The organism is Azospirillum griseum (assembly GCF_003966125.1).
GTDB classification, from domain to species: Bacteria; Pseudomonadota; Alphaproteobacteria; order Azospirillales; family Azospirillaceae; genus Azospirillum; species Azospirillum griseum.
Genome location: NZ_RXMA01000001.1, coordinates 1 through 12,251 on the forward strand (window position 1 = coordinate 1; position 12,251 = coordinate 12,251).

Below are 12,251 nucleotides of genomic sequence, written 5' to 3' on the forward strand. Positions count from 1 at the left end.
GGTCGGACACATGGATGCATCCTATCGACCGTCACTACGGATTTCACTCTTGCACCGGAAGGGCCGTCCACACATGGACCCGGTCGGCGAGACAGCCGAGGTGGCGGGTTAGAGCAGATCGCGTTAAATCGGAATCGATTTCACGCGTGAATCGGCTCGATCAATGAAAGCTTAGAGCGCCGTGCTGAGCCACATTTTAGGCACAGCGCTCTAGTGCGTCAAATCTAGCGCAAAAACATTCGGTTGCGGCTGGACCCCGATCCCCCAGCGGCTACAATCCTGGAATGTGGTTGAATCCCACGCCGCAGTTGCGGCTGGACCCCGATCCCCCAGCGGCTACAATAGAGAAGGAGCTCGTCGCCCTGCGCAAGGCGTTGCGGCTGGACCTCGATCCCCCAGCGGCTACAATGCAGAAAAAGAGCGTCGGGCCGAATGGCGCGTTGCGGCTGGACCCCGATCCCCCAGCGGCTACAATAAGAAATGTGCGGAAGCACAAGACGAGCCAGTTGCGGCTGGACCCCGATCCCCCAGCGGCTACAATCGTCGGCGCGCTCTTCATGGACATGGGGACGTTGCGGCTGGACCCCGATCCCCCAGCGGCTACAATTTCCACCCGGTGGCGGTCGTGACGTTGGCGGTTGCGGCTGGACCCCGATCCCCCAGCGGCTACAATGGCGCTGGTCGGCATGCGCAACGCCGAGCGGTTGCGGCTGGACCCCGATCCCCCAGCGGCTACAATAGGTTCCCGGATAACGCGTTGATGCAAAACGCTTTATCCGGGAATTTTTCTGTGGGAAACCGCTGATCCAGCCCGCTACAACAGCTTGAACTGTTCGTGTTTCGCGCCGGGTTCTTCCTTTGTTCGCGCTTCCAGGCACACCATGGTCTGGTATTGGCGGTCGGTGAAGGTCAGGATTTGCACCTTTCCGCGCTTTGGCACGTTGGATCGGATGCGCCCGATTCGCGCCTCGACCTGCGGGGCACCGGCGCAAAAGCGCAGGTAGACGCTGAATTGCGACATTTCGAACCCCTCGTCCAACAGGAAATTGCGAAAATTCGTCGCTGCTTTCCGGTCGGATTTGGTCACGGTGGGCAGATCAAACATCACCATCATCCACATGAGACGATACGCGCTGAGCGCCATGCGCGCCTCCCTTGCCACGGTGAGCGGGAACGAGATCCAGCGGCAGCGGCGACAGCGGCAGGTCCAGACCCTGCCGTTCGCCCAACAACATGTGCGCCAGCGACGAGGCCAGCCGGAACAGGCAGGTTGCCAGCGGGGTGACTCCGGCCTCCGTCCGCAAATCCTGGACCAGGATGCCCGCCAACGCGCGTTTGGTGTCCCGATCCACCGCCAGGCACCCATCGGCGACCAGCCGATGCACGAGCAGGTCCACCAGCGGCCGGAACGGTTCCATCAGATCATCAACCAGACACATGGGGTTGGAGCGGTTGGAATGCTTCAGCCCCAAGGTTGGGTGCAGACCGGCGGCGGCGACCGCGCGGGCCGTGCCGCCGCGCAGGACGGCGTAGCCATAATTCAGCAGACCGTTGATTCCCGGCTCGTCGCTGTCGCGGCGGAAATCCGCCCCGAACAGCAACGGCCAGTAACGGCGCGCCGCCTGCGCCTCGATGTTGTCGGGATCGCCGGAGCGCAGTTTGCGGGCCAGCTCGGCAAAGGCCCCCGACGGCTGGCCCAGCGCCTCCAGCACCGCACCCTGGTTGCGCACCTTGGCCCGGGCGATGGCCTGCCACAGCCGGTTCTTGAAGGCGTCGGTGGTGTCGGCCTGCGCCCGCATCCGTTGGGCCTGGACATGATGCCCGTCCACCGGCCACAGGATCGCCGCCGGGCTGAAGTTCCGCCCGCACAGCACCACCGCGCATTCCCGTTCCAGCAGGGCCAGCAACAGGTTGTTGGAATAGGTCAGCCCGTGCGCCGAGCCGATCAGCACGGCGATGTCGTCCAGCGGGACGCGGCCGATTTCCGCGCCGCGCGTGGACACCACCATGAATCCCCGGTCGAGCGACAGATGCCGCCCGTCCTCCGCCACCTCGATGACGATCGACGCCGCGCTGCTCATGGGGTCACTCCATCGGGCCGTTGTCGTGGACATACCCCAGCGGATCGACGCCAGCGGGGCGGGCCTGGGCCTTCCGCAGCGCGTCGGGGGAGGCGTAGCGGTATTTGAACGGGTCGTTCTTGTCGGCGTCGCGCGCCTTCAACGCCCCCGCCTCGTGGTGGGCGGCCAGCGTGATCTGCCCCTCCGAAAATTTGACCACCCGCATGATTTGGCGGTCGGGCGCGACGCCCAGCGCCAGCGTGTCGCCCTTGAACAGGCGGAACAGCGGCGTTCCCAGGTCGCCCGCCACCCGCCGCCCGGCCCATTCCAGGAAGGGGCGGCCATCTTCGGCCCGCGACGCCCCGGTTTCCGCCAGCCAGGCCCGGTGAAGCTGGTACGCCTCATAGGTGCTGACGATTCGCCCGGTCCAGCGCCCGCGCCCATCGCGGAGGATCTCGTACCAGGCGTTGCTGTCGCCCTTGTAGAGCTTGAACACCGACCCCGCCGAATCGCGAATCGGGATCGGGCTGCCCAACGTGTCGAGCATCCGCACGCGGCGCACGACGCCCCCGGTCCATTCAAAGCCGCTCAGCGCCTGTTCAAAGCTGCGGCCCTGCGCCGCTTCGCTCTCGACATGGGCCTTCAGCGCGGCCTTGAGACGGTCGTCGCGGATGTTGTCCAGATCCTTGGCGGTCAGGTTCGACAGCGGCTTGCGCGTCACCACCTGGTGCAGGCCGTTGGCCAGGGTGCCGACCGGGCCATAGGCGGTGTCGTTGTGCATGCGGGTTTGCCAGCCATGTTCGGCCTTGTGGGAGACGATGATCCCGCGCGCCAGGTTGCGCACCTGATCGCCAAACGACTCGGTGCTGACCCCGTCGAACGGATCGGGCAGACCATCGAACAGCCGTTCCAGCTCCTTGTTCTCCGCCCGTTCCGCCGCCTCGGCCACGCGCTGCACCAGCCGTTGATCGATGACGCCCAGAACGGCGGCGTCGATGGCGTGGTGGCGGTGGTCGCAACGGTTTTTCAGGTTGGCATCGGACAGGATCGCGTTCAGCCCCCAACGCGCCCGCAGCAGCGCCGTCAAGCGCCCCGGTGCCACCCGGACCTTTTCCAACGGGATGACGCTGCCCAGATAGATTCGGGCGATCTTCGACAGATGCCGGGTTTCGTTGAGCTGGCGGGCCAGAAAGCCCTTGTCGCCGTTGAAGCGTTCCATGGCGTCGGGCAGGAAGCGCCAGCGCTTGTTCTTGGGCAGCAGTTCGGCGCGCGCCAGGATGCCGTCCCAGTCATAGGGGTCCACCGGGGCGACGCCGAACGCCTCCCACGGCGTGCGGTTGCGTTTGAAGCGGTTGGCGGAGCGGAAACAGACGATCTTGTTGTCGGCCCCGTCGCTCAGGGTCTTGCTGAAGGGCAGGATGTGGTCAATGTCCACCTCGCCGTTGAACAGCTGCGCCTTGCCCATCAGCTTGCCGGTGTAAACGCACAGGCGGTCATCGCCGTGCTTGGGCAGCTCCTCCCACAGGCGCAGGCGCAGCAGCGCCTCGCCCTTCACCGGGATGCCCAGTGCGCGCAGCTCCGCCGCCCGCGCCTCGTTCCTTTTCTGGTTCAGCGCCTGGTCCTTCTGGGTCCTTTCGCGTTCGTCGCGGCTTTGCTTCAGGTCGCGCGCCAGTTCGACGACGATTTCCTCCGGCTTGCCCCAGCGGGCGATGATGGCGTTGACCAGCCGCCGCAGCTCGTTCAGCCCGATGTGAACGGTGGGGTTGGGAAAGCGCCCGAGTCGCCGCTCCGGCGGGTCATTGGCTTCGCCCGTGCCAAAGGCGATGAAGCGCTCCAGCGGTTCGCCGTAATAGGGCAGGAAGTCCAGCAGCCGGTCAGGGCGGAAATCGGAGTGATGCAGGCCCACCGCCTCCACCGCCTCGCTGTAATCCAGATGGCGGTCGCGCATTTCCGGCACCACCAGCTCCAGCGCCTTTTCGCTCAGACGGCAATGGCCATCGGGCAGGCCGGGGCGTTCGGCGATCAGGGTCGCCAGTTCCCAATCCAAGCCCAGATCGGACACCAGCCACGCCGCCAATTCCCCTTCATCCTCGGTGTCGAGCAGGCGGCCGACGATCTCCCGCTGGCGCTGGGGGGAAAAATCATGCCAGGCCGCGCCGATTCGCCGCCGCTTTCCCTTCTCCGCCGCCAGCACGTCGGCCACGGCGTCGCCCTTCAGCCGGTCGCGCTTGTCGTCCTCCAGATTGATCTTGGTGTCGGGTGGCAGGCCCAGATCCTTGGCCAACGCCTTGAAGGTCATATCGCCCTTGTGGCACAGCCGGTCGAACAGGCGGGAATGCTCCTCGGCGGACAGGCCCCAGGGGGCCGCGCCCTTCCGTTCAAAGCGCAGGTTGGCAAGCTCCGTCAGGATGCGGAATTGCTGGGCGATGGGCAGCGCCCAGGGTGCCCGCTCCTCCTCCGGGAACAGGGTGCATTTGCCGGGGCGCACCGGGCGCAGCGGGCGTTGGTGGAAGATGATCGACTCGATCCGGTCCCACTGCGCCGCCGTCAGATCGGGGTGATGCGGGGCCTGCGCGGCGCGGATCGCCTGGAACTCCTCCTGCACCAGGGCGCGGTCGGGGTAAAAGCCGTAGGACGCCTTGGCCCCGCTGCCGGTCAGGCGCGCGCGCACCGGCTGGCGGTTCCGGTGCCGCTCCGCCAGCCAGCACCCCAGCGTTTGGGCGTCGGCCTTTTTCAACTCCTCCTTCAGGGCGGAAATGCCGGTTTTGACCTTGCCCGCCTCGGTCTCGTCGCCGCCCGCCTTACGGTTGCTCTTGAAGCCGCGCCGCTGGTTCAAATGGAACAGGGCGCGGCCAAGCTGGTGCGCCGACACCGGCTGTTGCACCGCGCGCGCGCGCAGTTCATAGGGGTCCGTCTCCTGCCGCGCCTTGGGGTCCGTCACCTCCAGCGCCTTGCGCGCGGCCTTGTCGGGCGGCATCAGGCCGCAGGCGATCAGCGTGTTCATCAGAACCGTGCGCCGCCGCAGATAGCGGTCGCGCCGCCGCCGCATCGACCGCGCCAGCCGCCGGTCTGCCGCCAACGATTCCTGGGATTTGGGATCGCGCCCATCGGGAAAAATCCGCACGCCCATGCGCCGCACCCGGCAAGGCTGCCCCTCGCCGTTCAGGTCGAGCAGACAGAAACCGATGCTGTTGGTCCCGAGATCGAGCGACAGGCGGTAGCGGAGACGCTTGGACATGATGGACTTTCCCCCAAGGCTGTGAGAAAAAGAAATGGGCGATGAACCTGTTCCAGAGGTTCATCGCCCATAAGTGGCAGCTTGTTGCCTGCGGCTACGGGTGACGTTGAATCGCCTGAGAGGCGAGTTCACCTCAGCCAGTTCTATATTATGATGATGCGCAGCACGATACCGCCCTCCCTTGTCTCGTCAACAAGAAGGTATCGTGTCGCTGCGTGGGAGTCAATCCCCCCATACTCACATGCCGCCGCTATAAAGTTTGCCTTTGCTTTTCATCAGGCGTGGCATACAAAAAAGCATCATACAGTCGTCCTGCATCCGAGGACGTGAGTATGTTGCGGTCGGACCTCAATTTTCAACCCACTTGACGCGTTGCGCAAGGCATGACATCGTCGCAGTGGAATGACAATTTCCTTGCTTAGCCGCTGGGGGATCGGGGTCCTTCCGTTAACACGTCATGGGGGTTCGCCCCTGATGGCACAAGATGTGCGGCGGGCTTCGGCCCGCCGCGTTCTTTTTGGGGATGGCCCGCCCTGGATCAATGATGGCGGGTGAAGGTGGGATTGCCGGCGCGCCACTGGTCGGCCTTCGCCGTCAGCATGTCGCCGATCGGCTTGCGCAGGTCCGCCTCGCCGGTCGCATCCCACAGATCGGACAGCACCCGGTTGATCTCGACCAGCAGCTCCAGCACCCGTTCAAACGTGATCTGCGTCTCGGCAGGCAGCGCCAGGAACCGCGCCGTCAGCGCCAGCGGCCGCGCCGCCCGGGACAGGTCCGACCGGGACCGGTCCGATTGCGCGGCGGGCGGCTCCGGCGGTGGCAGCGCCAGCGGGGCCGACCGCTTGAGCCGCGTCGTCCGCAGGGCGGCGTCCACCGGCCTGCCCTGGCGCAGGGCGTCCAGGGCGGCGTCGGTCAAGGCCCTGCGAACCCGGCTTTCCTCCACCCCTGCCGCGTGCCGCGCCCGTTGATCGATGGCGTCCAGGTCGGCCTTGGTCAGCGCCGGGGCGGGCGGCGGGGGCGGCAGAGCCTTGCCGCTGGTCACGGCGTCGAACACCTCGACCATGGCGATCAGCAGTTCAACACCCGCCGGAAGGTCGGTCTTGCCACCCAGATAAAGCGCCTGCTTCTTGTTGAAGGCCATCCCCGTGCTCGGGCGTCCACCAGCACTTCCACGTCCAGGTTTCGACGCACGGTGCGTCGAAACCCTTCCAAACCGCTCCAGAGCGATGCGATGGCGCTCAGCCAGTTGACGAAGGTCCTGGACCTTGGCGTACCCCAGGGCCGCAGCCAGCTTCACATCGGTGACGCGTGGCTCATTGTCGATGATGATGATGTCGGTGGTGGTAATCGCGGGCAGCACTTGCCCGTTGTCGCCCATGTCATCCATGGCGATAGCCCCTAGTTCGGCATTGCCGACGGAGGACCACTTCTTAAGGCAGCCCTGGCGCCGGGGGCTAAGAACCTGACTAGGACAGGCCGGAATATTCCCCTTACGGGTGTTGTATTATCCGACCCCCGGCAAAGGGGTATGCACCGGACAGACTCCGGGCATGAAAATAGCCGCATCGCGAAAAACGCGCGGGCGGCCTGCCGCCTAGTTTGGAGGTTCTTAAGCTCCGAGCTGAATAATCGCTCCGCTGGGATGAGGCGTCAAGGGGTGAACTCAACAACGATTGCGCCCTTAAGAGAAGAAATCGCTTTTTATGCTTTAGCCATTGCGTTTAAAATAACCCTCCCGGTGGCAGAAATCCCTTATAGGTTGGATATGACCGAAATAATTTCCCGTATTTTGCAGATGCCGGATGCTTTGCTTGACCGCTCCCCCTCATATATGGCCGCTCTAATCGGCATATTAGCAGCAGTGATCCAAATCATCTTCATGCTTCAAAGAGTTAAGCATGAAATTTTTAGCAAAAATGAATTTTCTTCAAGAAATTCTTCTCATTCATCGAAATTAGAGAAAAGAAATAATGGAAAAAATTTATCCAACAGTGAATTAGATTTTGCAAAACAGAATTCAATTATCGCCAGCTCATATAATAGCGCCCTTGATTCAGGTATAGCAATAAATGGATTAAACACCGATTTAAAATCTGATAATGTTTCTCATGGAAATATTCGCAACGTAAATGGGGGAAATCTTGTAGACGGCCTTGTAATAAGTTATCATCAGCAAGCACTTTCGCAAGCAAAATTTCAATTTTTATTCAGTGTATTCGCGGCGATTGTTGGATTTTTCTACATTCTGTACGCGTCTTCTAAAATAGACGATGCCAATCTTGCGACAACAGCAAAAATAATACCTGGGATTATTATTGATGTTATTGCTGCTATATTCTTCAAGCAAGCCGAACAAACTCGGCAACGCGCCACAGAGCTGTATGATCGACTTCGCAAAGATCAACAGATGCGCAGAGCTGAATCAATAGCCGATAGCATCGAAAATGAACAAATCCGAAGTGCAATCAAAGCTCAGGTGTCACTTCACATGGCCGGTCTGTCACCTAAAGAAATAGATATTATTTCATTTGTTTCGAATCCATATTCAAATCAAAGACCGTGACGACACCCAATTAAATATCACTTCCTTCTGAAATGGAGGAAGTGATCAAGGATTTTTCTTTCAGGGATCGCATCGGCACAGCGCCCAAAACGATCGGCCGCTTGATCGAACGCGGGATGGGTACCGCCTTGTCCCGTTGCGTACTGCTCGATGGGGTTTGCTGCACCGGTGCGCTAAACCTCAGAACCGCGAATGCACTTCAGGTTGGTGCCCCACAGAGCTGATGCCGCATGACAGCCGACAGGCAAGCCCCGGATTTGACCATCCCGGATCTTGGAACTAGATTGTTTCGATCTGGACTCCAATTTGGTGGAATATCTGTTAGCCTTCTCTCCAACGGATACGTGCTTTTGGGGGAAGGCGCGGTGTTGGCGGATGAAATGAGCAGAGCAAGCCTGAAAATTGCGTTCGACGGCCCTGCCATCCATGATGGAACCATGGATGTGCGGGATCTTGCCCCGGCGCTTCTGGCCATTGGCCAGCTCTGCGAAGAATCGAATCGCGTCCTCAACGGTGAACGAATCAAGGCCGCCGTTCTCGTCCGGTCTGATTTCCGCAAGGGATCCTTCGTCGTCGATCTCGATCTTGTGCAGACCCTGGTCGCACAAATGAAAAGCTTCTTGGTTGGCGAGGATGCGACCGCCGCCGCCAACCTCCTGGCTCTGCTGGGGGGCGGGAGCGGATCGGTGGTTGGGTTGATCCGCATCATCAAATGGCTTCGTGGTCGGCGACCAACCCGGTTGGTGATCCTGGAACATGGCGGTGTCCGCATCGAAATCGATCAGGATTCGATTGAAACCAACCGGGAGGCCATCCAGCTGCTGCGGGATGTGGAGGTTCGAAAGGCGGCGGCCGCGCTGATCCGCCCGTTGGAAAAATCCGGCATCGATACCATCGCGTTTTCAGCAGGTGGGCAGCCTCCTGAAATCATCGACAAAGACGACGCATCGTCGTTCGTCGTCCCCTCCCCTGAGGAGGAGCAAATCATTCATGAGGAGCGGAAGGCCGCATACACAATTGTTTCGGTTTCCTTCAAGGACAGGAACAAATGGCGGCTTTTCGACGGCCAGAACACCATCAACGTCACCATGGCCGACGAAAATTTTCTCTCTCGCGTCAATCAGAACGATGTTGTCTTTGCAAAGGGCGACATCCTCGTCTGTCGCGTTCTGATGGAACAATGGCGCACAACCGACGGACTGCGGAGCGAATACACCGTACTTGAGGTCGTGGAGCATCGCAGCGCCGCCCGTCAACTGCCCATGCAGTTCGATCCGCCGACCAGCGACTGAACGCAAGCCGCGACCACCACAACAACAGCGAAGCCCTCGCGCTGGGGCTTCACCGGGCGGTGCCGCGCGGTCAGCGGCGGCACGCCCAGATCCAGGGCGATTTGCGCCCCCGCCCTCATGCCCCCGGCCCTCTTGCCGGTGCCCCATCGGTCCCGGACTTTGGCCGGGTGGTTGGGCAGATTTCGCCCAACGCCTGGGCCGCGAATCGCTTCACCTCGCTGCTGAACACGTAGCCCGGCGTCTGGCCCACATGCCCCGGCGGCGCGCAGGACGGGCGCAGGAACTCCCACGTCACGAACACCCGGTCGCATCGCACAACCCGGCGGATGCTGTCGGGGAACCGGTAGACGCCGTTTTCCCAAATGTCCTCGGGCTTCAGTGGCATGGCTCAGGCCCTCCCGCCGGGTTGGGACCACAGGCAGGCTTGGCCGGATAACCGGGGCTGGGGCTGGACCGTGATCACGATGTCCCGGATCCGGGGAAGCGTGGCCAGATCGTCGGAAAACCGCTGGCGAATCTGGTCGGCCAGGAACTGATTCGGGGCATCAATCCGCAGCACCCGGTCGCCCGTGACCGACACCCGGCAATCCCGGAACCACTGCGCGTGCCGGTCGCGGCCGATCCGCTGGGCGATCAGGTCGGCCAGATCGCGCCCGCCGCCGCCCCTCACGCGCTCACGCGTGGGGGCACGCGTGGGGGCGCGCCCAGGTTCACGGGGTTTATCACAGGGTTTGGCCGACACCGGTGTCGGGCAAAAATCCCCGGTTTTGTCGGCCAAAGCCGAAGGGTCTGTCGCCCAATCAGGGTTTTCCCCGACTCCCCGGTCGCCGACACCGGTGTCGGGCAATGCCGCCTCCGGCTCAGGATCATCCGGCCCGCCCTCCTCCCGTTCCAGCCAATCCAGGCAGAAGCGCATCCGCGCCGCCTGCCCCCGCCCGCCCGGCCGGTCCCGCTCGATCACGCCGCAGGCCAGCAGGGCGGCCCGCGCCCGCTCCACATCGCGGGTGGACAGGGCGGCGTCCTCCGCCACCGTTCCCACGCTGGCCCAGGTCAGCAGGTCGCCCTGCCCGCGCCACATCTCGCGGTTCACGCGCTCCAGCATCACCAGGGCGACCAGCTTGTCGCGCGGCTTCAGCCGGGGATCTGCAAACACGGCAACGCGGAATCGGCCCACGATTTCCCGAAAATCGGCGTGTCTCACGCTCATGGCGCACCTGTCCCGTTCCCGGCGGCTGGCGGCCCGCCGGTGGCAAGGCTGGCGATTTGCGGGCGCACGGATGGGTGGCTGCAAATCAACAGCGGATTTTATTCCTGAATTGCGATACCCTTCGGGACGCGCGCAGGGGTTTCCCGTTGACGGTCAACGGGCGTCGAAAACCTGCGGTGTCCGGAAGGGGTGGCGGCCTCGGCAAGGCCGCCCCCATCAGGGCGGGGCGCGCGGCATCACGGCAAAGCTCCAGGGTTCACCGCCACGACAAGGCGCGACGGCGGGGGACAGAAGGCGCGTCAGCGGTCGCCGGTGGCGATCGCCTGGACTCGGGAAAGGGGAAGCCCGGGCGGCGGCCTGCGCGCCCGCAAGACAAAGGGCAAGGCTTCACCGCCGCGAGGCGCGCCGGTGCTGCACAGACACGCAACGCTCCCGGCCGCGCGGGCGGCCGAAAGCGGCGTGGACCTCGATGTCGATGGGGGCGGCCGGAGGCCCAGGAAAAGCCGCGACGGCGGGCCACGCGGCCAGGCCGTTCGAAAATATCGCGGCATCAGCAAGATAGATCTGGGATCTGGACAGGAATGGTTGGGAAAGGGGCGACGCCCCGTCATGCCCGTCCCTGGACCGGCATCGGCAAAGCCTGCGCGATCACGCGCTGATAGCCCGCCGCACGCCGCAGGAACGCGGCAAACGCGTCCGCCTCATCGTCGGCCAGCTCGGCCAGATCGGCGACGCCATAGCGCGACTGGATTAGCCGCTCGATCTTCGGAACGGTGGGCGGCGCGGACGCGGCAAACGCCTCCCACGCAGCCCGGGCGGCTTGCTGGGCGCGGGTCAGCATGCTGTGACGCCCCCAATTGACCGTATGTCCGGGCAGGCCGTTGAATCGGTCTGATCCTTCATTGTTCCCTTCCCGTTGGCCCACCATTGATTCTTTTGCCCTGCCCCACCCTTCAGCTTGCGCAAATCGCGCGTAACGAGCGATGCTTCCACACGAAACAACCTATGGGACGATGGTTTCCCACGATCATTCGCCCGCCTCACGATTGGTGGGCGGCACGAAATCGGGTGGCACGAGGAGATCGATCTTCATGAGGGTCTTGAGCTTGGGATTCCCGTCGGGTGACAGCACCTCGTCCACGGCACGCCAGTTCAACTCGGCAGCCTTCGCAATCTGATGGCGACTCATGCCAACAGTCTGGAAATAGGAGCGGATGCGGTGAACAGCGGCGCGAATCATTCCCCATGTTTGCGCTTCTGCGCAAATACGTCAAGCCTCTTGAGTGCGCTACAGCGCATTCGCGCAGCAGCGCAAAATCCGTACAATAGGGGTATGAGCACAGTAGAAAACGAACGTGATCGCAGACGCGCCGCGCTGACTCGGTTCTGGGAACAGAATAGGTCCGAGCTTAAGTCCATTCGCCAATGGGCAGCCGCATCTGATCTTGGCTACAATACTTTGAATGAATTTGTTCGAAATAAGAAAAATAAGAACATGCTTGCCGATACATATGAAAAATTGGCGTTCGGCGCAAGCAAGTTACTTCAAAGAGAAGTGACGATACACGAGCTTCTCAATGAGGATGAAAAAAACGATAGCGATGATCCAAGATTGCAGAAAATCGATAGAATTTTAGACTTACTCAAGAGATTAAGCCCACAAGAGCAGGATGCGTTTGAGGTCATTCTTGAGGCTCGCGTGAAAGCTTCGTCTCCTTCATAAGAACTCGCTTCTTCGCAAGCATCTCGATCCGGTCGAGGTCACGATCATCAAGCGCCGACAGCATCTTTCTCAGTCTTGCCAGTCGGCCAGCCTCTTGGCTGGTCTTCTCCACCGCCTCATCCTTCCTTGAGAGGCCCGGCCAGGAACCCGCCCTGGCCGGGCAACCAA

At 62.2% G+C, this 12,251-nt stretch carries 12 protein-coding genes and 1 CRISPR repeat array; of the genes, 3 read left to right on the forward strand and 9 right to left on the reverse strand.

Annotation, left to right across the window (positions count from 1 at the left end; genetic code table 11):
- Nucleotides 1-242: 242 nt before the first annotated feature.
- A CRISPR array of direct repeats spans nucleotides 243-739; the repeat unit is 36 nt; unit sequence GTTGCGGCTGGACCCCGATCCCCCAGCGGCTACAAT.
- A gap of 75 nt (nucleotides 740-814) precedes the next feature.
- The 4 genes from cas2 to EJ903_RS00020 all read right to left on the reverse strand — a co-directional run bounded on the left by cas2 (nucleotide 815) and on the right by EJ903_RS00020 (nucleotide 6,685).
- Entirely contained in the window at nucleotides 815-1,105 is a 291-nt protein-coding gene (gene cas2 / locus EJ903_RS00005) for a CRISPR-associated endonuclease Cas2 (RefSeq protein ID WP_246015005.1), read from the reverse strand.
- On the reverse strand, nucleotides 1,098-2,081 hold the full coding sequence (cas1, locus tag EJ903_RS00010) for a type II CRISPR-associated endonuclease Cas1 (protein ID WP_126610944.1): 984 nt from the start codon (nucleotides 2,079-2,081) through the stop codon (nucleotides 1,098-1,100). The genes cas2 and cas1 overlap by 8 nt, the downstream gene beginning before the upstream one ends.
- 4 nt (nucleotides 2,082-2,085) lie before the next feature.
- The gene (gene cas9, locus EJ903_RS00015) at nucleotides 2,086-5,298 is read right to left on the reverse strand and encodes a type II CRISPR RNA-guided endonuclease Cas9 (protein WP_126610946.1); all 3,213 of its coding nucleotides are present in this window, start codon (nucleotides 5,296-5,298) and stop codon (nucleotides 2,086-2,088) included.
- Nucleotides 5,299-5,836: 538 nt separating this feature from the next.
- Complete coding sequence (locus EJ903_RS00020) at nucleotides 5,837-6,685, reverse strand: hypothetical protein (protein ID WP_126610948.1); 849 nt, start codon at nucleotides 6,683-6,685, stop codon at nucleotides 5,837-5,839.
- Nucleotides 6,686-6,955: 270 nt separating this feature from the next.
- Here EJ903_RS00020 and EJ903_RS00025 point away from each other — a divergent pair, with 270 nt between their 5' ends.
- Together EJ903_RS00025 and EJ903_RS00030 are read left to right on the forward strand one after the other, a co-directional pair.
- Complete coding sequence (locus tag EJ903_RS00025) at nucleotides 6,956-7,861, forward strand: TRADD-N-associated membrane domain-containing protein (protein ID WP_126610950.1); 906 nt, start codon at nucleotides 6,956-6,958, stop codon at nucleotides 7,859-7,861.
- A gap of 368 nt (nucleotides 7,862-8,229) precedes the next feature.
- Entirely contained in the window at nucleotides 8,230-9,153 is a 924-nt protein-coding gene (locus EJ903_RS00030) for an LAPAL motif-containing putative phage structural protein (protein WP_126610952.1), read from the forward strand.
- Here EJ903_RS00030 and EJ903_RS26885 read toward each other — a convergent pair.
- From EJ903_RS26885 to EJ903_RS26855, 5 genes are all read right to left on the reverse strand, one after another.
- Nucleotides 9,114-9,272, reverse strand: coding sequence for a hypothetical protein (locus tag EJ903_RS26885; protein WP_158627847.1), 159 nt, complete (start codon nucleotides 9,270-9,272; stop codon nucleotides 9,114-9,116). The two genes, EJ903_RS00030 and EJ903_RS26885, sit on opposite strands and share 40 nt — an antisense overlap.
- Nucleotides 9,269-9,538, reverse strand: coding sequence for a hypothetical protein (locus tag EJ903_RS00035; protein WP_126610954.1), 270 nt, complete (start codon nucleotides 9,536-9,538; stop codon nucleotides 9,269-9,271). Before EJ903_RS00035 ends, EJ903_RS26885 begins: the two co-directional genes overlap by 4 nt.
- A 3-nt stretch (nucleotides 9,539-9,541) precedes the next feature.
- Entirely contained in the window at nucleotides 9,542-10,360 is an 819-nt protein-coding gene (locus tag EJ903_RS00040; RefSeq protein ID WP_126610956.1) for a DnaA N-terminal domain-containing protein, read from the reverse strand.
- Nucleotides 10,361-10,967: 607 nt separating this feature from the next.
- Nucleotides 10,968-11,201 (reverse strand): hypothetical protein, encoded by a 234-nt coding sequence (locus tag EJ903_RS00045; RefSeq protein WP_126610958.1) that lies wholly within the window; start codon nucleotides 11,199-11,201, stop codon nucleotides 10,968-10,970.
- Nucleotides 11,202-11,387: 186 nt separating this feature from the next.
- Nucleotides 11,388-11,549: a hypothetical protein gene (locus EJ903_RS26855; RefSeq protein WP_210211354.1), complete on the reverse strand. Its 162-nt coding sequence runs from the start codon at nucleotides 11,547-11,549 to the stop codon at nucleotides 11,388-11,390.
- A 30-nt stretch (nucleotides 11,550-11,579) separates the two neighbouring features.
- On the opposite strand from EJ903_RS26855, the gene EJ903_RS00050 reads away from it, so the two are divergent.
- The gene (locus EJ903_RS00050; protein ID WP_126610960.1) at nucleotides 11,580-12,083 is read left to right on the forward strand and encodes a hypothetical protein; all 504 of its coding nucleotides are present in this window, start codon (nucleotides 11,580-11,582) and stop codon (nucleotides 12,081-12,083) included.
- Nucleotides 12,084-12,251 lie beyond the last annotated feature (168 nt).